Annotated in this window: 29 protein-coding genes and 2 other RNA genes; 12 read left to right on the top strand and 19 right to left on the bottom strand. The window is 66.9% G+C overall.

From position 1 onward, the window contains the following. Window positions 1–17 precede the first annotated feature (17 nt). The 7 genes from LRA87_RS06265 to LRA87_RS06235 all read left to right on the top strand — a co-directional run bounded on the left by LRA87_RS06265 (window position 18) and on the right by LRA87_RS06235 (window position 2,262). Window positions 18–326 carry a hypothetical protein gene (locus tag LRA87_RS06265; RefSeq protein WP_443024857.1) on the top strand — a complete coding sequence of 103 codons (309 nt, stop codon included), beginning with the start codon at window positions 18–20 and terminating at the stop codon, window positions 324–326. Between the two features lie 11 nt (window positions 327–337). Next, the gene (locus tag LRA87_RS06260) at window positions 338–631 is read left to right on the top strand and encodes a hypothetical protein (protein WP_230630164.1); all 294 of its coding nucleotides are present in this window, start codon (window positions 338–340) and stop codon (window positions 629–631) included. A gap of 12 nt (window positions 632–643) precedes the next feature. Further along, the gene (locus LRA87_RS06255; RefSeq protein ID WP_230630162.1) at window positions 644–907 is read left to right on the top strand and encodes a hypothetical protein; all 264 of its coding nucleotides are present in this window, start codon (window positions 644–646) and stop codon (window positions 905–907) included. A gap of 13 nt (window positions 908–920) precedes the next feature. Next, a complete protein-coding gene (locus tag LRA87_RS06250) occupies window positions 921–1,232 on the top strand; it encodes a hypothetical protein (protein WP_230630160.1) in 312 nt (103 codons plus the stop codon). Window positions 1,233–1,243: 11 nt separating this feature from the next. Beyond that, window positions 1,244–1,528 carry a hypothetical protein gene (locus LRA87_RS06245; protein ID WP_230630158.1) on the top strand — a complete coding sequence of 95 codons (285 nt, stop codon included), beginning with the start codon at window positions 1,244–1,246 and terminating at the stop codon, window positions 1,526–1,528. Window positions 1,529–1,550: 22 nt separating this feature from the next. Beyond that, window positions 1,551–1,787, top strand: coding sequence for a hypothetical protein (locus LRA87_RS06240; protein WP_230630156.1), 237 nt, complete (start codon window positions 1,551–1,553; stop codon window positions 1,785–1,787). A 70-nt stretch (window positions 1,788–1,857) separates the two neighbouring features. Next, entirely contained in the window at window positions 1,858–2,262 is a 405-nt protein-coding gene (locus LRA87_RS06235; RefSeq protein WP_230630154.1) for a SufE family protein, read from the top strand. A gap of 36 nt (window positions 2,263–2,298) precedes the next feature. On the opposite strand, the gene LRA87_RS06230 is transcribed toward LRA87_RS06235, so the two are convergent. The 12 genes from LRA87_RS06230 to LRA87_RS06175 all read right to left on the bottom strand — a co-directional run bounded on the left by LRA87_RS06230 (window position 2,299) and on the right by LRA87_RS06175 (window position 12,687). After that, window positions 2,299–2,631 carry a (2Fe-2S) ferredoxin domain-containing protein gene (locus tag LRA87_RS06230; RefSeq protein ID WP_230630152.1) on the bottom strand — a complete coding sequence of 111 codons (333 nt, stop codon included), beginning with the start codon at window positions 2,629–2,631 and terminating at the stop codon, window positions 2,299–2,301. After that, window positions 2,616–3,155 (bottom strand): J domain-containing protein, encoded by a 540-nt coding sequence (locus LRA87_RS06225; protein WP_230630150.1) that lies wholly within the window; start codon window positions 3,153–3,155, stop codon window positions 2,616–2,618. The genes LRA87_RS06230 and LRA87_RS06225 overlap by 16 nt, the downstream gene beginning before the upstream one ends. Window positions 3,156–3,201: 46 nt before the next feature. Beyond that, window positions 3,202–5,157, bottom strand: coding sequence for a hypothetical protein (locus LRA87_RS06220; protein WP_230630148.1), 1,956 nt, complete (start codon window positions 5,155–5,157; stop codon window positions 3,202–3,204). A 50-nt stretch (window positions 5,158–5,207) separates the two neighbouring features. Next, an RNA gene (gene rnpB, locus LRA87_RS06215) (RNase P RNA component class A) lies at window positions 5,208–5,573 on the bottom strand. A 10-nt stretch (window positions 5,574–5,583) separates the two neighbouring features. Further along, entirely contained in the window at window positions 5,584–6,273 is a 690-nt protein-coding gene (locus LRA87_RS06210) for an N-acetylmuramoyl-L-alanine amidase (RefSeq protein WP_230630146.1), read from the bottom strand. 41 nt (window positions 6,274–6,314) lie between these two features. Continuing rightward, window positions 6,315–7,181 carry a CheR family methyltransferase gene (locus tag LRA87_RS06205; protein ID WP_443024843.1) on the bottom strand — a complete coding sequence of 289 codons (867 nt, stop codon included), beginning with the start codon at window positions 7,179–7,181 and terminating at the stop codon, window positions 6,315–6,317. Further along, window positions 7,178–8,257, bottom strand: coding sequence for a chemotaxis-specific protein-glutamate methyltransferase CheB (gene cheB, locus LRA87_RS06200; protein ID WP_443024856.1), 1,080 nt, complete (start codon window positions 8,255–8,257; stop codon window positions 7,178–7,180). The genes LRA87_RS06205 and cheB overlap by 4 nt, the downstream gene beginning before the upstream one ends. 37 nt (window positions 8,258–8,294) lie before the next feature. Beyond that, on the bottom strand, window positions 8,295–8,660 hold the full coding sequence (locus tag LRA87_RS06195; RefSeq protein ID WP_230630144.1) for a response regulator: 366 nt from the start codon (window positions 8,658–8,660) through the stop codon (window positions 8,295–8,297). A gap of 65 nt (window positions 8,661–8,725) precedes the next feature. Next, complete coding sequence (locus LRA87_RS06190; RefSeq protein WP_230630143.1) at window positions 8,726–9,151, bottom strand: chemotaxis protein CheW; 426 nt, start codon at window positions 9,149–9,151, stop codon at window positions 8,726–8,728. Further along, complete coding sequence (locus LRA87_RS06185) at window positions 9,151–11,448, bottom strand: chemotaxis protein CheA (protein ID WP_230630142.1); 2,298 nt, start codon at window positions 11,446–11,448, stop codon at window positions 9,151–9,153. Before LRA87_RS06185 ends, LRA87_RS06190 begins: the two co-directional genes overlap by 1 nt. Before the next feature lie 89 nt (window positions 11,449–11,537). Further along, window positions 11,538–12,182, bottom strand: a complete 645-nt coding sequence (locus tag LRA87_RS06180) for a histidine phosphotransferase family protein (RefSeq protein WP_230630141.1) — start codon at window positions 12,180–12,182, stop codon at window positions 11,538–11,540. A gap of 97 nt (window positions 12,183–12,279) precedes the next feature. Next, window positions 12,280–12,687 (bottom strand): M67 family metallopeptidase, encoded by a 408-nt coding sequence (locus tag LRA87_RS06175; RefSeq protein ID WP_230630139.1) that lies wholly within the window; start codon window positions 12,685–12,687, stop codon window positions 12,280–12,282. Between the two features lie 17 nt (window positions 12,688–12,704). Here LRA87_RS06175 and LRA87_RS06170 point away from each other — a divergent pair, with 17 nt between their 5' ends. The 4 genes from LRA87_RS06170 (at window position 12,705) to mtgA (ending at window position 16,673) form a co-directional block, all read left to right on the top strand. Continuing rightward, window positions 12,705–13,652, top strand: a complete 948-nt coding sequence (locus LRA87_RS06170; protein ID WP_230630137.1) for an RluA family pseudouridine synthase — start codon at window positions 12,705–12,707, stop codon at window positions 13,650–13,652. A 62-nt stretch (window positions 13,653–13,714) separates the two neighbouring features. Next, on the top strand, window positions 13,715–14,620 hold the full coding sequence (gene rpoH, locus LRA87_RS06165; RefSeq protein WP_230630134.1) for an RNA polymerase sigma factor RpoH: 906 nt from the start codon (window positions 13,715–13,717) through the stop codon (window positions 14,618–14,620). 1 nt (window position 14,621) lies between these two features. Next, window positions 14,622–15,989, top strand: a complete 1,368-nt coding sequence (locus tag LRA87_RS06160) for a flavin monoamine oxidase family protein (protein WP_230630132.1) — start codon at window positions 14,622–14,624, stop codon at window positions 15,987–15,989. Window positions 15,990–15,998: 9 nt separating this feature from the next. After that, the gene (gene mtgA, locus LRA87_RS06155) at window positions 15,999–16,673 is read left to right on the top strand and encodes a monofunctional biosynthetic peptidoglycan transglycosylase (protein WP_230630130.1); all 675 of its coding nucleotides are present in this window, start codon (window positions 15,999–16,001) and stop codon (window positions 16,671–16,673) included. Between the two features lie 247 nt (window positions 16,674–16,920). Here mtgA and LRA87_RS06150 read toward each other — a convergent pair whose 3' ends face one another. The 7 genes from LRA87_RS06150 to LRA87_RS06120 all read right to left on the bottom strand — a co-directional run bounded on the left by LRA87_RS06150 (window position 16,921) and on the right by LRA87_RS06120 (window position 21,978). After that, entirely contained in the window at window positions 16,921–17,244 is a 324-nt protein-coding gene (locus tag LRA87_RS06150; protein WP_230630128.1) for a YbaB/EbfC family nucleoid-associated protein, read from the bottom strand. Beyond that, the gene (locus tag LRA87_RS06145) at window positions 17,241–18,884 is read right to left on the bottom strand and encodes a DNA polymerase III subunit gamma/tau (RefSeq protein ID WP_230630126.1); all 1,644 of its coding nucleotides are present in this window, start codon (window positions 18,882–18,884) and stop codon (window positions 17,241–17,243) included. The genes LRA87_RS06150 and LRA87_RS06145 overlap by 4 nt, the downstream gene beginning before the upstream one ends. Window positions 18,885–19,014: 130 nt before the next feature. After that, window positions 19,015–19,108, bottom strand: an RNA gene (gene ffs / locus LRA87_RS06140) — signal recognition particle sRNA small type. A 43-nt stretch (window positions 19,109–19,151) separates the two neighbouring features. Further along, window positions 19,152–19,454, bottom strand: a complete 303-nt coding sequence (locus LRA87_RS06135; RefSeq protein WP_230630124.1) for a hypothetical protein — start codon at window positions 19,452–19,454, stop codon at window positions 19,152–19,154. A gap of 120 nt (window positions 19,455–19,574) precedes the next feature. Further along, the gene (locus LRA87_RS06130) at window positions 19,575–19,886 is read right to left on the bottom strand and encodes a 2Fe-2S iron-sulfur cluster-binding protein (protein WP_230630122.1); all 312 of its coding nucleotides are present in this window, start codon (window positions 19,884–19,886) and stop codon (window positions 19,575–19,577) included. Further along, on the bottom strand, window positions 19,883–20,965 hold the full coding sequence (locus tag LRA87_RS06125; protein WP_230631164.1) for a cysteine desulfurase family protein: 1,083 nt from the start codon (window positions 20,963–20,965) through the stop codon (window positions 19,883–19,885). The genes LRA87_RS06130 and LRA87_RS06125 overlap by 4 nt, the downstream gene beginning before the upstream one ends. Beyond that, window positions 20,962–21,978 (bottom strand): aminotransferase class V-fold PLP-dependent enzyme, encoded by a 1,017-nt coding sequence (locus LRA87_RS06120; RefSeq protein ID WP_230631163.1) that lies wholly within the window; start codon window positions 21,976–21,978, stop codon window positions 20,962–20,964. The genes LRA87_RS06125 and LRA87_RS06120 overlap by 4 nt, the downstream gene beginning before the upstream one ends. 135 nt (window positions 21,979–22,113) lie before the next feature. On the opposite strand from LRA87_RS06120, the gene LRA87_RS06115 reads away from it, so the two are divergent. Further along, a complete protein-coding gene (locus LRA87_RS06115; RefSeq protein ID WP_230630120.1) occupies window positions 22,114–22,770 on the top strand; it encodes an alpha/beta hydrolase in 657 nt (218 codons plus the stop codon). Window positions 22,771–22,931: the final 161 nt, after the last annotated feature.

Here is a 22,931-nt window from a genome sequence, read left to right as displayed (position 1 = left end):
GGAGAAAGACGATGGACATGGGTTGGATGGTGCCGGTCGGCATCGTCGGGGCGGTCTCCGCTCGCCACGCCTTCACCGTGTGGGTCAAAGCCAAGCATGGCTACCCGCTCGACGACAACAAGGGATGCAGCCGCCGCAGCCGGCGCGGCATGAACGGCAATGACGACATCGCGGCGGAGCGCAAAATCATGCTGCTCACCAACGAAAACGACAAGCTGACCGGGCAGGTCGGCCGTCTGGAGGAACGCATCGCCGTCCTCGAACGCATCGCCACCGATCCCGCCGAGCGCACCGCTCGCGAGATCGAAGCCCTCCGCGACCGGTAAGGACCCTTACGATGAACTGGGATGGACCCTCTTTCGTCATCGCCCTCGTCCTGATCTCGACGGTCGGCTGGATCATCAACAACTGGATCCGTGCCCGCCACGGCTACGCGCCGAGCGACGACTGGGGGAAAACGCTCAAGCGTGATCCGGACGGCGAGCGCGAGATGCTGGCGCTGAGCAACGAGAACGATCGCCTGACCGGACAGGTCAGCCATCTGGAGGAGCGGATCGCCGTCCTCGAACGCATCGCCACCGATCCCGCCGGGCGCACCGCTCGCGAGATCGAAGCCCTCCGCGACCGGTAAAGGACCAGCACGATGGAACCCGAATACGTCTTCTCGATGATCTTCGGCTCGCTGATCACGCTGGCGATCCAGTGGTACGGCCGCCGCAAGGTGAAGCAGGCGATCACCGCCCCCGATCTGGCGGCGCGTCACGACATCGAACTGCTCGATGCCGAAAACGCCCGTCGCGTCGGCCAGATCGACCGGTTGCAGGAGCGGCTGGCGACGATCGAGAGCATCGTCACCGATCGCTCGCACCGGCTGGATCGCGAGATCGAACAGCTCCGCGTCAGTTAAAGGATCGCATGCGATGTTTCCCTTCGAAGCTTTCGTCCCCGTCGTGGCTCTGGTCGGTCTGGGCAGCGTCGGCGGCTGGGTCCTGACCACCTGGCTCCGCGTCAAGAACGGCTATCCGCTGGACGGTGCTTGGGGCCAGGCGGTCTACCCTCGCAAGAACGAAGAGGCGATGGAGCGGGTGAAGCTGCTCAGCCAGGAAAACGCGCAGCTGCGCGCCGAACTCGGCTCGATCAAGGATCGCCTCGGCAACGTCGAGCGCATCGTTACCGACAGCAGCCACCAGCTGGATCGCGAGATCGAACAGCTGCGGCACAAGACCAACTGAGAGGCACGACGATGAACCCGATTATGATCCCGATCCTCGGCATCTGCTGCGGGCTGCTTGCGATCTTCGGCGGCGTGTTCCTGCGCCCCTGGTTCCGGTTGCAGGAGCGCCGGATGGAGATCGAGGCGAACAAGGTCGCGGAAAAGGCGGCGCAATATGCCGCCCAGACCGAACGGCTGGAGGAACGCGTCCGCGTCCTCGAACGCATCGTCACCGATCGCGGTGTCGATCTGGCGCAGGAAATCGACGCGCTGCGCGACGATCGCACCACACCGAACCGTTTGCCCGTCAACTGATCCTGCCGAAAGGAGGCAGTCCATGTACGATCCCAACGTCTACCTGACCGTATCGCTATCGTCGCTTGCCGCCGTCGCGATGGTCACTACCGCAGGCCTGTCCGGCTGGCGCAGCTGGCTCGCGCTGAAGCACCAGCAACTCGACCAGATACAGGATCCGGTCCCGCACGTCGCCAATGCCGGCTCGCGGATCGAGATCGCCGACCTGAAGGAACGCATCAAGAAGCTGGAGGCGATCGCGGCGGGTGTCGACCTGTAGGTCGTTCGGGATGGGCTGGCGGGCGGCGTGACGGTTGCCCCGTCCCGCCCCCGCCTGTACCGCGACGGCCATGACCAGCATCGCCGACGTCCGCGACGAATACGACTTTCTCGAACCCGACGATCGCTATCGGTTGTTGATCGATCTGGGACGGCAACTGGAACCGATGCCCGACGCGCTGAAGACCGATGCGACGCTGGTCCGCGGCTGCTCGGCTTCGGTCTGGGTCTATCCGACCCGCGCGGACGACGGCAGCCTGCACTTCCTCGCGGATAGCAACGCGGCGATCACCAAGGGCATCATCGCTCTGGTGTTGCTGACCGTACAGGATCGGGAACCGGGCGCGATCTCGGCAACGGATATCGAGGGTGAGCTGGCCCCGTTCGACCTGAAGACGGCGCTGAGTTCGAACAGGACGCAGGGAATACCGAACATGATCGCGCTGATCCGCGAGACTGCGGCGCGCTACGCCTGACGCGACGTTGTCCGCCCTCGTGGCACCGCGAGGAGCCTACAACCCGTTGGTGACCGGTTGGCTTGCCCGCTGCAGCCGCGCCGCCAGTTCGACCACATCCGCGCCGCGCGGCACAACCAGCCATTCGGCGGGCTGACGGCTGTCGACCAAAACCACGGCGCCGCGTGGACACACGCCCAGACAGCGCGTCTCGACCACCCCGAGCGACGCCTTGCGTCCCGACTTCAGCCCCAGGATCTTGCGCAACAGCCTGGAAAGGGACGTACGTCCCTTCTTGCCGAAGCCGCCGTCGATCTTCTTCGAACATTTTCCGCAGACCAGAATGGCACCCTGCCAGTCGCTGCGGATGCGCTTCAGCTCGGTCGCCACTCGCGGCGTTCCTCTGCAGTGCGCAACACATCATAGGCCGCCTGCACCGTCTGGAACCGGACCGCGGCATCCGCGTCGCCGGGGCGTACGTCCGGATGGTTCTCCTTCGCCATGCGACGCCAGGCCGTCTTCACCGCGTCGAAGTCGGCATCGCTCTCCAGCCCCAGCACCTCCAGCGCGCGCATCTCGTCGCGAGAGCGGCTGCCGTCGCCCGATCCGCCCCAGGCATAATGGCTTGCGTTGGCGTAGCCCGACGCGGTCCGGCTTTCGGACGCTTCGCGCTGACTGGCCTCTTCCGCCGACAGGCCCTCGAAATAATTCCAGCCGCGATTGTATTCGGCGGCGTGCGTTTCGCAGAAATACCAGCGATCGGGACTGTTCGGCGACTTAGGGGCGGGGCAACGGCCGGGTTCCTCACAGCCATGGCGGTCGCACAGCCGCACGGTGGTCGCCTCGCGGCTGGAGCCGTAGCCCCGCCAGCGGGGAAAACCCCAGTCGTTCGATCGGGACGGGATGCGCGCCATCGCCGTCCACATAAGCGTTCGGCAGCGGCGCGCAACCGGCGGCGCGTCAGTCGGGGATCCTGAACATCACCCGCCGCGTGCTGGCGCCGCACGCCAGCCCGCCATCGGGACGGTACGTTCTGGAAAACAGCGACGTGCTCGCCGTCTCCGCCCCCGCCTGCGTGAAGATGAACGGCGGATAGGACAGGATTGCGCGGGAATTTACGACCTTGCCATCCGCGCCGATGTCGAATTGCGTCTCGGCCCAGCCCTCGAAGCCCCAGGACAGCGCCTCCTGCGGGAACGTACCGCCGGTACGCAATATCCGCGGAGGTTTGTCGATGAGCGCACATTGACCGGCGCTCAACCCCGACCGGGCAAACGCGGCCCGGGCTTCCGCCTCGTCGCCGCGCTGTTGCGCGATCGACGCCAGCCGGATCAGCGCACCCACCTTCAGCGGATCGTTCGTCGCCAGGGCGGCATCGCCGGCAACATCGTCAAGCAACGCGGATGCCGTCTTGCCCGACGTGCTCCGCTCCGCATCCGCCAGCAGCAGTCGTATCGCCGCCCGGGCCTGCGGATCGGCCGCATAGGGTGCCTGCGTCAGCAGCGGCATGACGAGACGCCGATATTCCCCGCGCTTCCACACATCGGCGCTGCCGCTGAGACGGGCGTCCAGATCGAGCGCCAGTTGTGCGGTGGCGGGCGCTTTGCCTGCCTGCGCGATCGCGAGTGCGGTCCGGGCCAATGCCGCCGTCTCCTCGCCCGAAACCACCGGGGATCGTATCAACGCGACGAGCGCGGGGAGCGAGGCCCCCGGATCGCCCCGCGTCTTCGCAGCCGCCAGCGCCGCACGTTGCGCTGGCAGTGCCTGGGCGGGATTGTCCGGCTCGTCGGCGATCGGCGCACCGCGCGCGGCAGACCATGCGATCAGATCGGCCATCAGGCCGTCGCTGACGGATGGCCGCTCGAATGCCATGTTGCAGCGCAGTTCGACCCGCGCATTGTAGCGCAGGAAGGGCGGCATCGCCTTCACCTGCTCCGCCGACCACGACCAGCGACTGGCCGCTTGTGCGAATGCCAGCGCGACCCGGCCCCCGCCCGCGGCATAGATCGGCGCGGCGACCAGCACCGTGCCATCGTCGGCGACGGAAAACTGCACGACCGCCATGTCGGCCGGCTTCAACCCGGCCTCGCCGCCGCAATCCGGCGGGGTCATCGCTGCGCCCATGTCGAAACTGCCGCTCGGTACCCGTCCCGCGCCGGTCATCGCCATGTAGCGGCGCGCGCTCTCCTTGCGGCCCGACAGCAGCAGGGCGATGGCCGCATTCGATCGCGCCGCGACATCGCGCGTATCGGTCTTGCTCGTCAGACCCCCGAGCATCTTCACCGCGGTCATCGACTCCGCAGTCGCTCGCGGCAGGTCGCCGCGGTTGAGCGCCAGCACCGCCTTGGCGGAGGCGAAGTCGGCCGCCAGCGCAGCGTCGACCTTCACCGTCGCGATCAGCGCATCGGCGCGCGCCGCCGCCGCCGCGGCAGCCGCCGGATCGGTGAAGGTTGCGGTCTGGATCAGCCCCCGTAACGCCCCCAATTTCTCCCCGGGCGTTTGCGCTTCCTGCTCCGCCGACTGAAACGCCACGACCGCGCCGGCATAATCGATAGCGTACTGGAAGATCGTTGCGAGGTTGAGATGCGCCTTGAACCGGTCTTCGCGCAGGGCGGCCTCGGCGGCGGGCAAGCCGGCAAGGCCCGCCCGCGCCGCGGCGACCGCTTCGTCCCTGCGGTCCAGCGCCAGCAACGCCGCGCTCTTCCGGACGAGGACGATCGCGTGGCTGCGCGGCCTGGTGGCGACACGCTTTTCCAGCGCTTCCCACGCCGCCAGCGCGGCAGGCCGATCGGGCCCGGCGGACAGCGCCGCCGCCGCCTCGAAATCCTGCTGCACGGTTCGCGTTCCGGCCTGCTGCGCGCCCGCCATTCCGGCAAGCGTACCCGTCAGCGCAAGCGCCGCCATCACCGTCTTCATCGTCGATCCATCCCCCGCGAACCGCGCAAGTCTGGCCGGTAAGCAGGGGAAACGCCAGAGGGTCTGTAAGCCGGGTTCTGTCCCTTTCCTTGCGGAAATTAGGCGACCATTCCTCTAGGACGACGCTTGCGCGCCGCCTCAAGCAACCAACCCGGACGACGAGCTGAAACGAAGCCCATATGCCGTCCCTATTCGGTTTTGCTCCCGGTGGGGTTTGCCGTGCCGCCCCTGTTACCAGGCGCGCGGTGCGCTCTTACCGCACCCTTTCACCGTGACCGTCCCGAAGGCCGGCCGTCTGCTCTCTGTGGCACTGTCCCTGGGGTCGCCCCCGCCGGGCGTTACCCGGCACCGTCGTTTCGCGGAGCCCGGACTTTCCTCGCGCGCTCGAAAGCACCCGCGGCCGCCCGACCCTCTGACACGATCCCCTTACTCATCGCCTTGCGGCTTGGGAAGCAGCAACGCGAGCAGGATCATCCGGCATTCGGCATCGATCTCGCCGTCGATCAGTTCGGGGCGGAAGCGGCGCTGGAACGCCACGATCGCCGCCATCGCATCGGCGACGTCATAGCCGAACCGCTCCAGCGCCAGCAGGAAGCCGCCCTGCGTCCACATCGGGTCCATCAGGTTACGCGTCGGCCGCGGTAGCGCGAGCCGCAATCGGGCGAGCCGCGACCAGGGGAACAGCTCGCCCGGATCGCGCTTGCGGGTCGGCGCGATATCCGAATGGCCGACGATGTTGCCGCGGGTAATACCGTGGCGTTTCTTGATCGCGGCGACCAGCGGCACCAGCGCGTCGATCTGTTCATCGGTGAAGGGGCGATAGCCCCATTCGTGACCGGGATTGACGATCTCGATGCCGATGCTGGCGGAATTGACGTCGGTCGTCTCACGCCAATGCGACCGTCCGGCGTGCCAGGCACGCTTGCTCTCGTCGACCAGCCGGCAGACGGTGCCGTCCTCCTCCACCAGATAATGCGCCGAGACCTTGGCCTCCGGATCGCGCAGCCGCGCCAATGCCGACGGGCCATCCTGCATACCGGTATAGTGCAGCACGATCATGCTGATCGGCAGCAGCCGCTCGTCGAAGTTCGGCGAGGGCGTGTCGAGAAAGGTCATGCGCCCGTCCTAGCCGAGCAGGCGCAGCCGCGTAAGAGGCGTCAGGCGACGGCGCGCTCGGCGGCAGGCACCGGGACCCGTTCGTAGAAACCGCGTAGACGCCGGCTTGGCTCGAACATCCGCGTCTGCCCGATCACGGTCTCCCCCGCGCCCAGCACCAGCGTACCCCCGCCCCGCATCGCGCCGGCGAAACGGGCGAATACGTCCGACTTCATCTGCGCCGAGAGATACAGCAGGACGTTGCGGCACAAGATCACGTCGAACTGCCCCGCCGGTGGCCGTTCGGCCACAAGATTGTGGCGGCGCACGGCGATCAGCTTGCCCAGTTCGGGCTTGGCGACCCAGTCGTTGCCGTCGGCGTCGAACCACCGCATCATGCGGCGGATCGGCAAGCCACGCTGGATTTCGAACTGGGTGTACCGGCCGGCGCGCGCGCGCGCGGTCGCCGCGTCCGACACATCGGTGGCAACGATCTCCGGCATCGCCTTGCCCCCCTCCGCGCGCTCGGCGAACAGCATCGCGAGCGACAACGGCTCCTGCCCCGTCGAACAGCCCGCACACCATATCCGTGCCCGACGCCCCTCCGCTTCGACGGCGGCGACCGCCTCCACGATCAGATCGAATACCGGCGCATCACGAAAGAACGAGGTTTCCTGATTCACCAGAGCGTCGACGATCTGGTCGCCCACGGCGGCATCATGCCCCTCCAGCAATAACGTGACCAGCTGGTCCAGCGTCGCGAGCCCACGATCCCGCAGCAGCGGTTTGAGCGCGGTATCGATCCGCCACGACCGGTATGCGGCGATCTGCTGCCCGGTGCGCGCTTCCAGCAACGCGCTGAAGACGTTCAACGCGACCTGGGACACGGACTGGCTTTGCACGGACGAATGCAAGGATGCAGCGTTCATGGCCGCTGCCGCGCCGCGGCAAGCCGTCCGATCGCATCGGGGGGCAGCACGGCATGGGCGTATCCCGCCTCCGCCACCGATCCGGGCATGCCCCACACGACCGAGCTTGCCTGATCCTGCACCACGACGCATCCCCCCGCCTCGTGCACCCGGCGGGCACCCTCGGCACCATCGCGTCCCATACCGCTCAGCACGACTGCGAGCATGCGCTTGCCGAACACCGACGCCATCGATGCGAACATCGGATCGACCGATGGCATGCAGCCGCTGGCGCTCGCATCGGTAGCCAGCCGGATCGCCGACGATCCGTCCGCCAGCGCCACACAGCGCATGTGGGCATCACCGGGCGCCACGGCGATACGTCCGGGCCGCAGCCGCAGCCGATCGATCGCGACATCGCACGGTCGCCCGCTGAGCACCGCAAGCTGCGCCGCGAAGTACGGCATGAACGATGCCGGCAGATGTTGCGTGATCAGGATCGGCAGCACGAAATCCGCTGGCAAGGCCCGCAGAAACTGGCTGAGCGCGTGGATGCCGCCGGTAGACGCGCCGATCGCCACGACGTCATATTCGTCGCGGCCGGAAAAGGTGCGCTGCAGCGGCGGCAACGCGGATTCGGCCGGAGCCTCTGCGATGTGCCGCGCCGGACGAGCGTCGGCGAGGTTGTCCAGCTTGTCGATCAGCGCTTCGCCGAAACGGGTCATCCGTTCGCCATTGGCCGGTTTGAACAGCGTGTCGGCCGCGCCCAGTGCCAGCGCCTGTACGGTCGTTGTCGCACCTTCGCTCGCCTGGCCGGATACGATCACGATCTTGGCGCCCTGCCCCGCAACGATCAGATCGGGCAACGCAGTCAGTCCGTCGACACCGGGCATCTGAACGTCCAGCAGCACCAACGCCACGCGCTCCCGCTCCAGAAACGCCAATGCTGCCCGTGCCGTGCTGACGCTGGCCGCCACCGTGAACCGACCGGTAGCAGCGATCAGCCGCTCCATCACCGCACGCGCAACCGCCGAATCATCGACGATCAGGACGCGCTGGAGTCCCACATCCGGCAATGCGACCGGATCGGGAAACAGTGGTTGCACGGCGAACGCCACGACCGGCTCCTCCGCCTCAGGCCATGCCGACGATCTGGAGTTTTGATTCCAGCGTGTCGCGGTCGAAAGGCTTCATCACATATTCGTCGGCCCCCGCCTCGATCGCGGCACGGATGTATGCCATGCCGTTCTCGGTCGTGCAGAACACCACCTTGGGCCGCGACGGGATGTTCGAATCGCGGAGCGCTCGCAGGAAATCCATTCCGCTCATCACCGGCATGTTCCAGTCGAGCAGGATGACGTCGGGCGCCGATGCCAGACAGGCGTCGAGCGCCTCACGCCCGTCACAGGCTTCGGAAACCGTGAAGTCCAGCGTCTCCAGGATATGGCGGGCAACCTTGCGGATCACCTTGGAATCATCGACAACGAGGCAGGTCTTCATGGGATGGCCTTTTTACCAGCGGATAATCGCCGTTCGGACTATGGCAGCGAAGGGTAAGCGTCGCGTTAAGCGGCGGCCGCCTGCTGCGGCACCAGTGCCGCAAGATCGACGATCAGCATCGGTTCGCCATCGCGTTCGATCAGACCGGTGCCGACAGCCTGCCAGCCACGATCGAGCGCAAGACCGGATGACAGCGGCTGACGTTCGAACAGTGCGACGTCCTCCAGCGAATCGACCAGGATCGCGTAATGGTGCCCGTCGACACGGGTGATCACCGCCCGCCGGGCCGATTCGGGGGTAGGCTCCAGTCCCAGCGCGGTGCCGGTGTCGATCACCGTCACCACCCGGCTGCGCAAGGCGACGAGCCCGCGAATCGCCGTTTCGGTACGCGGCACCTGAACGACCTCTGCGATGTCGACGACCGAATCGACCTGCGTCGTATCGATGGCGACGCCGCGTCCGGCGAAATGCGCGATCAGGAACAGATCCATCAGCGACCTCCCGTAGCTTGCGCCAGCGCATCGAGCAGCGCGGGTCGATCGTATCGATAGATGCTGGCCACATCGCCGGTGATGGCGCTGCGCAACCGGACGACCTTGCACGTGATGTCGTCCGCAACGCGGGCATCGTCCATCACCAGGGCGATGTCGGCGGGCGCAGATGCCGGCATCTGCGTCACACAGCGATAGCCCGACGCCTCCAGCATGGGACGCAGGAACGTCTCCATCCAGCCGCCGGAGTCCGTCTGCAACAGGCACACGCGCTCGCGTGAAGCCTGCCCCGCCTCACCGGCGAACAGGGCATGTGCGTCGAGCAGTTCGACCTGTTCGTTATCGATGATCACCACGCCCGCGATCGGACCGGATACGCGTGCCGGGGCGATCTCCGCCGGCAGTTGCACGATCTCGATGGGTTCGTGGATCGCATAGGCGATCTCCGTCTGTCCATCGGTCAGGCGAAGCACCGGCACTTCCAGCCGGTCGCCGATCGCGGCGGCGGCATACAGCGGCACCAGGCTGCCCCCGATCGCAAGTCGCAGCTGACCCGCGGTGTGACGGATCGCATCCGTCGCCACCGGTTCGACGCGGTCGATCGCCGCCAGCGGCAGCACCCGGCGTTGCCCGTCAAGATCCTCGAACAACAGGGCCGGCACGCTCGCCCGCTCCGCCTCGACCGTCTCGTCTTCCACCACCACACTGCGATGGAAGCGCAGGCCCGCGACCGTCGCGATCCCCGATCCATCGAGCAGCAGCATCGGCAATCCGGAATCGGGCAGGGTCTGGCCGGCGTAGACGCCGGTCGCCATCACGGCGGGCGCGGCCGGCTTGACCACGAGTTCCTCGGTGTCGATCACATGATCGATACCGAGCGCATATTCGCCCTCGCGCGTCGAGACGATCGCCAGCGTCCGTTCGCCGACCCCCTCGCCGCCAGCGTTGATCCCCAGCAATCGACCCAGCGACACCAGCGGCAGGCGCCGACCGCGTACCGTCGCGACCTCCGCGTCGCCGACGATGTCGATCCGCACCGCCTCGCCACGAACGCGCAGGATTTCGTCGACCGACTGGCGGGCGATGGCGAACCGCTGCCCGCCGACGCCGACGACGATCGTCGACATGATGGACAAGGTCAGCGGCACGTAGATGACGATGGTCAGCCCCTTGCCCGCCTGATTGGTCAGGTGGATGCGGCCGCCGATGTGTTCGATGTTCGACCGGACCACGTCCATGCCGACGCCGCGGCCCGATATCGCCGTCACCGTATCGCGGCTGGACAATCCGGCATGGAAGATCAGGTCCAGCCTGGCCGCGGCGTCCATCGCCGCCAGTTCGGCGTCGGTATACAGCTTTTGCGCGCGCGCCTTCGCGACCAGGCGATCGACGTCGATCCCGCGACCGTCGTCGGCGATCTCCACGAGGATCTGGTTGCCCGACTGGCGTGCAGAGACCAGCAGATGGCCCGCCTCGCGCTTGCCGGCCGCCCTGCGATCCGCCGGCGCCTCTATCCCGTGGTCGACCGCGTTGCGGATGATGTGGACCAGCGGATCGCGCATCAGCTCGATCATCTCGCGGTCCAGCTCGACGTCCGATCCGTCGATGCTCAGCGCCACCTGCTTGCCCAGTTCGCCCGCCGTATCGCGCACCATGCGCGGCAACGCGGAAAACAGCGCGTCGATCTTCTGCATGCGCGTCCGCGTTACCGTGTCGCGCATCTCCGCCACCGTCAGCGACAGCCGCTCCAGCGCCGCCTCGACCAGCGGATCGACCTGTTCGTCCCGCAGTCGTCGTGCCAGCTCGTTGCGGGCCAGCACCATCTCCGACATGCCGCTCATCATCCGGTCGAGCAGGTCGACGTTCAGCCGTACCGACCGGCTGTTGGCGCGGGGATGACTGGCCGGTTGTGAAGGAGCCAGCGGCTGCGCATCCTCGGCCAGCGCCGCAATCAGCAGATCTTCGCTCGAATCATCCAGCGCCGCGCCCGAGTCGATCGCCTCGACGATCTCGCCGATCCGGTCGACGATCGCGAGTACCGCATCGACCAGCGTCCTGCCGGGTACACGCTTCCCGTCGCGCACCGCCGCCAGCACGTCCTCCGCAGCGTGGCTCAGCCGCGCGAGGCGAGGCAGGTCCAGGAAACCGCAGCTACCCTTCACGGTATGGACGAAACGGAAGATGGCATCCAGCCGGGCACGATCGGTGGGATCGGCTTCCCACGCCACGATCTCTCCCGAAAGCGCCTCCAGCGTTTCGCGAGTCTCGGCAATGAATTCCTGTAACAGGTCGTCCATGGGCCCCCGGAGATTACCGGCGGGTCATGGCCGATGAGGGGTTAAAGGGACGTTTACTCCCGTCCCGCCCTCGCCTCGCGAGACGTATCCTATCCGGCGTTGAACACCGCTCCGAGGATCATCACGTCCGCCGCCGGCTCGCTCACCTGCACCGCACCGCCAGCCTCCGCGACCAGCGTATGCACCAGATACGCCGCCGCCGCCCTTGGCGTGACGCCGCCCTCCTGCTCGCCGTGCGTCAGCGTGTTGCGCAGTTCGCCGTCCAGGATGATGCGTGGCCCCTCGATCTTGACGACGATTTCCAGCTGCCCGCCATTCTCCTCGCCGCCGACATCCAGCGTGCCGCCGCGCACCAGTGCCTCGCTGGCGATCAGCGTCAGGTTCAGCATCACCTTCAGCGCGGTTTTCGGCAGGGTTTCCGCCTCGACCCACCAGTTGAACGTCGTCCGTTTGTTGTCGACCAGCAGCCCCTCGATCGCCGTCTTCGCCTCGCGGCTGTCGACCTGCTCGCCGAAGCCGCCCGCGGCGCCGAACGCCAGGCGGAAGAACTTTAGCTTGTTCGCCGACGCCCGCGCGCTTTCGCTGAGCAGCTGGAACACGCGCGCGCGCATCTCGGGATCGTTCTCGTCACCGAGCAGTTCCAGCCCGTTGTTGAGCGCGCCGACCGGCGACAGCAGGTCATGACATAACCGCGAGCACAACAAACTGGCGAAATCGACCGGGCTGACGGACATTCTGATCCCCTGAATCCTGTCGCTTCTGTGGCGGACGCGACTCGCGGTGGCAAGCGAACACGGCTGCCCCGATCGTTTCCCTTGTTATGGCGCCGGGTCAGGGCGCCGGGATCATCGTCACCGGATCGAACCGCCCCTCGACCGTCCCGTCGTCCACCGCACGCCAGCATCGCACCTCGCCCGACCCTGCGATCAGCCATAAAGTACCATCGGCGACCGCGTGCGCGGCATCGCGCGGCGACGGCATCGGCACGCCGCCGGGATGCGAATGATAATGTCCGAGTAAGCGCGGCCCGCCTTCCCGGGCACGCCGGTGTGCCGCGATCAGCGCCACGGGATCGATCTCGAACCATCGCGACGGATCGGCGGCGACGTTTCGGCACGATTGCGCCGCCGTGACTGCCCCCTCGCTCCCGAACAGCAGCCCGCATATCTCCACCATCGGCGAGGTTGCCGCGTCGTGCAGGATTCGATCGATCAGGTCGCTTGCAATCGTCACCGTCATGCCCACATCCGTAGGACATGGACCGGGGGGTTTCCATCATCGAGGCGACCATCGCCACCACGGCCGACGGCTGGCGGCTCGACCGCGCGCTGGCCGATGCGGTGCCGACATTGTCGCGCGAACGACTGAAGGTGCTGATCGCCAGCGGCGCGGTGACGCGCGACGGCCAGATGGTGCGCGATCCCGCCAAGCGCGCCGCGGCCGGCGATCGCCTGTCGGTCACCGTCCCGCTGCCGACTTTGCCGCACAACGAGGCGCAGGATATCCCGCTGGTCGTCGCCTATGAGGACGAACATCTGATCGTCATCGACAAGCCTGCCGGCCTCGTCGTACATCCCGCCGCCGGCAATCTGGACGGTACGCTCGTCAACGCGTTGCTCCACCATTGCGACGGCAGCCTGTCGGGCATCGGCGGCGTCGCGCGCCCCGGTATCGTCCATCGCATCGACAAGGACACGTCGGGGCTGATGGTGGCCGCCAAGACGGACCGCGCGCACGAGGGGCTGGCTCGCCAGTTCCACGATCACAGCATCGACCGCCGCTATCGCGCGATCGTCGGGGGCTTGCCCCGCCCGTCCGAAGGCAAGGTCGATGCGCCGCTCGCGCGCTCCGCCACCAATCGCAAGAAGATCGCGATCGTGCAGGGCGGCAAACGTGCGGTGACGCATTTCCGCACGATGCAGACGCTGTGCGATGCGGCATTGGTGGAATGCCGGCTGGAGACGGGGCGGACCCATCAGGTGCGTGTTCATATGGCCTCGATCGGTCATGCCTTGCTGGGCGACCCGGTTTATGGTAGAACAAAGGGTGCTCAAAAAGCGCTACTCGAAACCCTGGGTTTCCGTCGGCAGGCCTTGCATGCCGCGCATCTGGGGTTCATTCATCCGGTGAAAAGCACCGCTTTGGCGTTCGATAGCGATATGCCTGCTGACATGCAGGAACTGTTCAGCGAGCTTCACGTATAGGTTCGAGCCGTTCGTCGCCGCAGTGCGGGACGATACGCCTCCGCAGAAAGGGAGATCAGATCATGGCAGCCCGCAGCAACGTCCCCGCGACGATTCCTGCCCTCGGCGGGGAGCAGAGCCTCAACCGCTACCTGTCCGAGATCAAGAAATTTCCCATTCTTGCTCCCGAGCAGGAATTCATGCTCGCCAAGCGCTTTCAGGAGCATGGCGACACCGATGCGGCGGCGCAGCTCGTCACGTCGCACCTTCGCCTCGTGGCGAAGATCGCGATGGGGTATCGCGGATACGGCCTGCCGACGTCCGAGCTGATCAGCGAGGGCAACATCGGCCTGATGCAGGGCGTCAAGAAATTCGAGCCCGATCGTGGCTTCCGCCTCGCCACCTATGCGATGTGGTGGATCCGCGCCTCGATACAGGAATATATCCTGCGGTCGTGGAGCCTCGTGAAAATGGGGACCACCGCGGCGCAGAAGAAGTTGTTCTTCAACCTGCGCCGGATGAAGTCGAAGCTCGACGCGTTCGAGGACGGCGATTTGAAGCCTGAGCATATCACCAAGATCGCCACCGATCTGGGTGTTGCCGAAAGCGACGTCGTGTCGATGAACCGTCGCATGGCGATGGGCGGCGACACCTCGCTCAACGTCTCGATGCGCGAGGATGGCGAGGGCCAGTGGCAGGATTGGCTGCAGGACGACGCGCCGTTGCAGGACACCGTCGTCGCCGAAGCGCAGGAGGCGGATGTCCGCCACGGCATGTTGGTGTCGGCCATGGATGATCTCAACGATCGCGAGAAGCATATCCTTACCGAGCGCCGGCTGACCGACGATCCAAAGACGCTCGAGGAGCTGAGCCAGGTGTATGGCGTGTCACGCGAGCGCGTCCGCCAGATCGAAGTGCGGGCGTTCGAGAAGCTGCAAAAGGCGATGATGCGTATCGCCGGCGAAAAGCGGCTACTCGCGGCGGCGTAAGATGGTCGGCACCGTCGTCATCGGCGGCGGTGCGGCCGGGATCGCTGCGGCGCGCCGTTTGCAGGATGCCGGTGAGGATGTGCTTCTGGTCGAGGCGGGGGACCGGCTCGGCGGACGGGCGTATAGTGTCAGGCTCCAGAGCCTGTTCAATATTTGCGGCAAACCCGCGCATGGCCCGGAGTCTGCGTCACGGTCGGCGGAAGAGCAGGAGGCTCGAGCGGCCCCCTTGGGGACCGGTCGACCTGACAACATGTCCGGGGCGACGAAAGATGTTCGGCCCTGGGAGCCGACCATCGATCTCGGCTGTGGCTGGCTGCACTCCGCCGATCGCAATCCGTGGACCGCCATTGCCGAACGCGACGGCTTCGTGATCGATCGATCATGCCCCAATTGGGGTGTCCAGTGGAACGACCTGCATTTCCCACCCGACGAGAAGCGGGCCTCCACTGCGGCGTATCAGCGCTGGCATGACGCCGCGCTCGCCGCGCTGGATGGCCCCGACCAGCCACTCTCCGCTTTCGTCGCCGCAGACGATCCATGGCGTCCGATGATCGAAGCCATCTCCGGTTACGCCAATGGCGCGCCGCTCGATCAGGTCTCGTTGCACGACTGGGCCGCGTATGAGGATGCCGCGACGGACGACAACTGGGCGTTGCCCGCCGGCTATGGGACCCTCATCCTCCACCATGCCGTCGGCGTCCCGATACGTCTGAACACGCCCGTGACCCGCATCGATCACTCCGGGCACACGCTTCGCATCGAGACCCTCACCGGCACGATCGAAGCCGATCGCATCATTCTCGCCATTCCGACCACGGCATATGCCGCAATCGCGTTCGACCCGCCGCTCCCCGCCAAACAGGATGCAGCTGCCGCCCTTCCGCTCGGCCTTGCGGACAAGGTATTCTTCGCGGTGGACGATCCGGCATGGCCGGCGAACGCTCACCTCGTGGGAAATCCGCACGCTTCCTGCACGGCGAGTCACCGCCTCTCCCCTTTCGGCTTGCCGATCATCGAAAGCTTCTTCGGAGGCGCCTGTGCCGAAGCGATGCCGGACGCCAACGCAGCTACCGACTTTGCGAAGGAAGAACTGATCGGCCTGCTCGGCAGCGGCTGGCGCGATCGCCTGACCCCGCTGGCGGCTACCCATTGGCGCACGACACCGTTCATCCATGGCAGCTACAGCCACGCCCGGATCGGGCATGCAGGCGCACGCGCAGCGCTCGCCACACCGGTGGACGATCGCCTGTTCTTTGCCGGCGAAGCCTGCTCCTCGACCGACTTCTCCACTGCGCACGGTGCCTGTCGCACCGGCATCGACGCCGCCGAAGCGATCCTGGGCTTGCTGCCGACCGCTGCCGCCCCCTAGAAGCCGGCGATGATCCGCATCCTCCGCACCCTGTTCAAGGCCGGCCTGATCTTCGTCGGCATCAGCATGTTGTGGGTCGGCCTCTACCGCTTCGTGCCGGTGCCATTCACATGGACGATGGCGGGCGATCTCGCCGGCGGTCGCAGCGTCACCAAACGCTGGATGCCGCTGTCGGACATGGACCCCGACATGGCGCGCGCCGCGATCGCGGGTGAGGATTCACGATTCTGCGAACATCATGGCTTCGACTTTCGCGCGATCGCCGGCGCCGCCTATCGCAATGCAAAGGGCGGCCGTATCCGCGGCGGATCCACGATCAGCCAGCAGACGGCGAAGAACGCCTTTCTGTTTCAGGGCGGTGGTTATGTCCGCAAGGCGTTCGAGGCCTATTTTACCGTCTTGATCGAGACGCTGTGGAGCAAGCGGCGGATCATGGAGGTGTATCTCAACATCGCCGAGACCGGCATCGGCACGTATGGCGCGGACGCTGCGGCGATCCGGTATTTCAACCACGACGCATCGCGATTGTCGCCGACGGAAGCCGGTCGCATCGCCGCCGTCCTGCCACTGCCCAAGAAACGCGCGGCGATCGACCCCCGCGGCTTCGTCCGCCGCCACGGCAACACGCTGGCGCGCTACGTCGGCGTGGTGCGGCGGGGTGGGTTGGACGGCTGTTTGAGGTGAGTTTGGTCGGGGTCGAGGTTTCCCCAGACCGCGCACCCAGTGCTCACCTCCCCCTCCGTCACGGCTACGCCGCGCCGCCTCCCCCTCGCGGGGGGGAGCGATAAGGCGGCACCATTCCAAGCTCCTCCACCGCGAGGGGGATAGAGATCATTTGGCGCCAGCCGAATGATCGAGGGGAGCTTCTTCGCCTACCCCTCTCCGTCAGCTCGGCGACCATCTCACCCTCGCGGAAGAGGGACGCCACATATCAGAACGGCAGCTTGAAACCCGGCGGCAGCGGCAATCCGCTGGTCATCTTGGACATCTCGGCGCCCGACACCGCATCCGCCTTGGTCCGCGCGTCGTTGAACGCCGCGGCCAGCAGATCCTCGAGCATCTGCTTTTCCGATACCTCGATCAGCGAATCGTCGATCGCGATGTTAATGATGCGGCCCTTGGCGCTCGCCTTCACCTTGACGAGGCCGCCGCCGGACACGCCCTCGACCTCGATCGTGTCGAGCTGGTCCTGTGCCTTCTGCAACTCGCTCTGGACGTTCTGCGCCATCGCGAGGATTTCATCGAGATTCTTCATGCGATACTCCGTTTGCCGGGCCAGGCTTCCAATTCCGCTTCCGGGAAAGCCGCGAACGCCGCCTTCACCAGCGGCGTATCTAGGATCGCCTGACGCGTCGCCTCTTCATCGGCCTTGGCCTGCTCGCGCAAGGTAGGCGCACCGGGCGCATCCTCCAAGGCGATCTTCCATACCGAGCCGGTCGCTTTCTTCAGCGCATCGGCGACATCGCGCAGCGTATCCGCCGACATCGGCCGCGATCCGCTCAGGATCAGCTCGGGAGCCTCGTAGCGGACGACGCGTGCGCCGTTGCTCAATTGCGCCGCGACCGCATGATACCCCTTGTCTTCCAGCAGCGTCACCAGCGCGGCGAAGTCGGTGGGCGTCCCCGGCTTGTCCGCCGCGACCGGGGTCGCCGGCGCGGGAGCGGGCGCAGCCGCCGGCGCGGACATCGCGCCCAGCTTGCCGCTCGCGATCTGCTTCGCCAGTTCACCGGGATCCGGGAGTGTCGAGGCGTGAATCGCACGCAGCAACGCCATCTCGGCCGCCTCGATCGGCAGGGCTGCCCTGGCGACCTCGTCGTGCCCTTTCAGGAACAATTGCCAAAGCCGGTGCAGCGCCGGGAACGACAGTTTTGCCGCCCATTCCGAACGCGCCGCGCGCTCCTCCGCCGGCTGCGCCGGGTCTTCGGCGGTGCCGACCTTGGCGAGCGTGATGCCGTGCACCGTCTCCAGCATCGACCGCAGCACCGACTGCGGATCGACCCCGTAATCATATTGCCGTCGCAAGCTGGCGAGCGCCGGGGCGGCATCACCCGCCAGCACCAGTCCCAACAGGTCGCGCACCGCGCCGCGGTCGGACAAGCCCAGCATCTGCCGGACGGCGTCGGCCGTCACGCCTCCGCCTTCGAGTCCCGCATGTGCTATGCCCTGATCCAGGATCGACAATCCGTCGCGCGCCGATCCTTCCGCCGCACGCGCGATCAGCATCAACGCCTCCGGCTCCGCTTCGACCTGCTCTTCGCGGCAGACGAAGGCAAAATGGGCGGCAAGCTGTTCGGCCGAGATTCGCCGCAGGTCGAACCGCTGGCAGCGCGACAGCACCGTGATCGGCACCTTGTTCACCTCGGTGGTGGCGAACAGGAACTTCACGTGGGCAGGCGGCTCCTCCAGCGTCTTCAACAACGCATTGAAGGCGTTCTTGGACAGCATGTGGACCTCGTCCACGATATAGATCTTGTAGCGCGCCGACACCGCGGCGTAGCGCGCCGCGTCGATGATCTCGCGCACGTCGTCGACGCCGGTGTGGCTCGCGGCGTCCATCTCGATCACGTCGATGTGCCGCCCCTCGGCGATCGCGCGGCAGGGCTCGCAGACGCCGCAGGGATCGATCGTCGGGCCGCCCTGCCCGTCTGGTCCGACGCAGTTCAGCGCCTTGGCGATCAACCGCGCGGTCGACGTCTTGCCGACTCCCCGGACGCCGGTCATCAGGAACGCATGCGCCAGCCGGTCGCGCTTGATCGCATTGCCCAGCGTGGTGACCATCGCGTCCTGCCCGATCAGCTCGGAAAAGGTCTGGGGACGGTATTTACGCGCAAGCACGCGGTACGGGGTCGCTGCCGCGGGTTGCGGCGGTTCGCCCAGATCGAAGGAATCGGCCATCGCGACGCATATAGGATGCGGGGGCGCTGGTGTCGAAGGGCTTGGTGGGGTGCGGGGTACTTGGCGCGTCATGGCAGAGCCATGACGTCAGACGGCGCTTGGCGCCGCTGGCCGCGCAAGCAGCGGCTTGCGGTGGGAGCCGGGACGACCCGCGGCGAAATCGTTGCGGCTGCTTCCTTCCGGACCTGACCGGGTTGGCGACGACCACGTCCGCCCGACTCCCGCGGCGCATATGGCGGGGTCGGGCGGCGGGATCAAGCCATCAGATCAACGATAGACGCGGAAGCAGCGCCGCACCGGCCCGTAATAGCCACGCTGAACCCGACATACGGTACGACCACGACCGTAGCCGCCACGTCCATAGCCATAGCCCCGCCCGCGGTCGTAGCCGCGATGCCGGCCACGATCCCAGCGTCGGTCCGGCCCCCGGTTCCAGCGGCGATCATAACCGCGATGATCTCCACGGTCGTAGCCGCGCTCGTAGCCGTGCCGCTGCGCCTCGGCGGGTGCCGGGGTCATGAGCGTTCCCGCGGCGAGCGCTGCGGCGCTGAACAATGCAATCAGCTTCATGATGGATACTCCTTTCACGCACCCGGCCAGCCGGGCATGACGCACCATCGCGCCGCCGCCATGCACGGTTCCTGAATTCGCCGTTGTCGAAATGTCAGGTTCGCTGCCGCAGCGTGCCGGTCAGATCGAGGGCACCTGCACCGTCAGCCCGTCCAGCATCGGCGTCAGCCTGATCTGGCACGCCAGCCGGCTCGTGCGCGTGGCCGAGGGAACGAGGTCGAGCAGATCCTCCTCCTCCTCGATGGCTGGCGGCAGTCGCGCGAAATCCTCCGCAGCGACGACGACATGGCATGTCGCGCAGGCGAGATCGCCGTCGCATGTCCCCTCCAGCGGCTGGCCATCCGCCTGCGCGACATCGAGCAGGCGTGCGCCCTCGACCCCCGCCGCCTCTCTCGCGCTGCCATCTGCGGCGACGAAGCGTACCCGGATCACGACCGCTGCCGATCGGCCGCCGCGACGATCGCATCCAGCCCGGTGCGAAGCTCATCCTCGGTGGTATACCGCCCGAAGCCCAGCCGGATGCTGGAGCGCGCCTGCGCCTCGCTCAGCCCGATCGCGCGCAACACATGGCTCGACCGCCCCGACCCGCTGGCGCACGCCGACCCCGCGGAAAAGGCGATGTCGCGACAATCCGACATCAGCCGCGCCACATCCAGCCCGTCTCGCCGCACGTTGAGGTTGCCGTGATAGCGGAGTTCGACCGATCCGTTGATCGTCCAGCCGCGCAGCCGCCCGACCGCAAGCGCCCACAGCCGTTCGACATGCGCCGCATCGGCCTCGCCCCGTTCCGCCATCAAACGCGCCGCCACGCCGAAGCCGGCGCACAGGGCCGGCGACAGCGTTCCCGACCGTCCGCCCTCCTGATCGCCGCCATGCAGCAGCGGATCGAGCGTCACGCCGTCGCGGATCCACAGTGCGCCGATGCCTTTGGGTCCGTGGATCTTGTGAGCCGACATCGCGATCAGGTCGACGTCGGCCGGAATAGCGACGCGTCCGAACCCCTGCACCGCGTCACACAGGAACAGCGCGCCGGCCTCATGGGCCGCCTGTGCCAGCGTGGCGACGGGCTGGATGACGCCGATTTCGTTGTTCACCAGCATCACGGCAGCGAGTTGCGCCTCTCGGCGCGGCGTAAACATCACATCGAGCAGCGCCGGATCAGCCATGCCGTCACGATCGACGCCAATGATCCCGCGCTCTCCGAACTCGCGAGACGCCAGGGTATCCAGCACCGCCGCATGCTCCGTCGCCGCGGCTATGACGGTCGCACGACCGATGCCCTTGATCGCCCAGTTCAGCGCCTCCGTAGCGCCGCTCGTGAATACCACGCGCCCGCCCTTCGGCATGAGCGCGGCCACCTGCTCCCGCGCGACCTCGACCGCGGCCTTTGCCCCCCGCCCCGGCCGATGCGCCGAATGGGGATTGGCATGCTGCGTCTCGAACCACGGCAGCATCGCGGCCAACGCCTCGGGCGCGAGTGGCGTCGTCGCCTGATAATCGAGATAGATCACGCTGCGCGCCGGGTCGTTCGGGCCATATGACGCCATGCGGCGATGAACGCGTCGACCTCCCCCTCGGTCGTCGTCCAGCCGAAGCTCACGCGGATCACTTCACGCCCGGCGGCCTGGTCCCAGCCCATCGCGGCGAGCACATGGCTCGGCTTCATGCTGCCGCTCGAACAGGCGCTGCCCGCCGAGACGGCAAAGCCGGCGCTGTCGAGCAGGATCAGCTGCGCCGCTGCCGCGCTTCCCCGCAATCGATACGATCCGATCGCCGGATGCCGCGGGCTGTCCGCCGCGACGATCTCGCCCCCCGATCGCACGATCGCATCGTCCAGCCTTGCGCGCAGCGCGAAATGATCCGGCTCCGCCTCGGCCACTGCCGCCGCATAACCGAGCACCCCCGGCAGATTCTCCGTACCCGGCCGATAGCCTCGCTCCTGCCCGCCGCTCGGATGCAGCAGCGCCAGATCGCGGACCAGCAGCGCGCCCACCCCCGGCGGCCCGCCGCGCTTGTGCGCCGACACTGCGACCAGATCGGCGATCTCCGCCAGTTCCGCCGACGCCGGCATCTGCGCTGCATCCACGAGCAGCTTGCCACCCGCATCGTGCACCACCGCGGCTATTCCGGCGATCGGCTGAAGCACACCCGTCTCGCTGTTCGCCCATTGCACACAGACCAGCGCCGGGTCAGCCGTCAGCATTGCCGCGAGTGCATCCAGATCGACGATGCCGTCCGCGCCGACCGGCACGACATCTGCGCCCGCGCCCGCGCGCATCACCGCATCGTGCTCCACCGCCGTGACGAGCCGCCGCTGCAACGTCGTCCGACCCAGCGCTATGGCCAGCGACTCGCTCGCCCCGCCGGTCAGCAACGTCTCGCCCCGCCAGCCATAGGCCGTCGCGATATCCCGGCGCGCCGTCTCCAGCGCCGCCCGAGCCGCGCGCCCCTCCGCATGCGGCGACGACGGATTCGCCCACAGCGTCAGCCCGCGCGCCATGGCGTCGCGCGCCGCGGCGGTCATCGGGGTTGTCGCGGCATGATCCAGATAGATACGGTTCGGCAGGATTCGTTCCAATTGCGCAAGGGAGCGTCACCCCTATATAGCGCGCAACATTCTGCGCTCCACCAGCGCGCCCCTTCTTACGTGGCGAGACTCATGCCCGAAGTCATTTTCCCCGGTCCCGAAGGCCGTCTCGAAGGGCGTTTCGCCCCGGCTCCCCGTCCCCGCGCCCCCGTCGCGATGATCCTTCACCCGCACCCGAGCGCGGGCGGCACGATGAACAACCGGCTGGTGCAGGAGCTCTACAAGACGTTCCAGCGCCGCGGATTCGCAACGCTGCGCTTCAACTTCCGCGGCGTCGGCAAGAGCCAGGGAACGTTCGATAACGGCGTCGGCGAGTTGTCCGACGCGGCGAGCGCGCTCGACTGGGTGCAGAGCTTCCACCCTGAGGCGTCGACCACCTGGATCGCCGGCGTCAGCTTCGGTGCGTGGATCGGCATGCAGCTGCTGATGCGCCGCCCGGAGATCCGCGGTTTCATCTCGGTGGCGCCGCCGGCGAATATGTACGACTTCAGCTTCCTCGCCCCCTGCCCGTCATCGGGCATCATCATCCAGGGCGAATCTGACGAGGTCGCGACCCCCGGAGCGACGCAGAAGCTGGTCGACAAGCTGCGCACGCAGAAGCACATCACCATCCATCACGACACGATCCCGAAGGCGAACCACTTCTTCGAGAACGAGACGCCGGAATTGATGCGTTCGGTGGACAAGTATCTGGATATGCGGCTCGACCCGAATTCGCCGATCCGCTGACCTCAGTCGCCCATTCCTCCCCCGCGAGGGGGAGGTGGCACCGCGAAGCGGTGACGGAGGCGGAGGTAAGCGACGTATTCGATAACAGAGGACATCGCTTACCTCCCCCTCCACCATTCGGCTGACGCCGAACGGTCCCCCTCCCCCTGGCGGGTGAGGAA

The sequence above is a fragment of the Sphingomonas sp. Leaf37 genome, assembly GCF_920939475.1.
Lineage (GTDB): Bacteria > Pseudomonadota > Alphaproteobacteria > Sphingomonadales > Sphingomonadaceae > Sphingomonas.
This window is presented reverse-complemented; position numbering and strand designations above follow the sequence as displayed.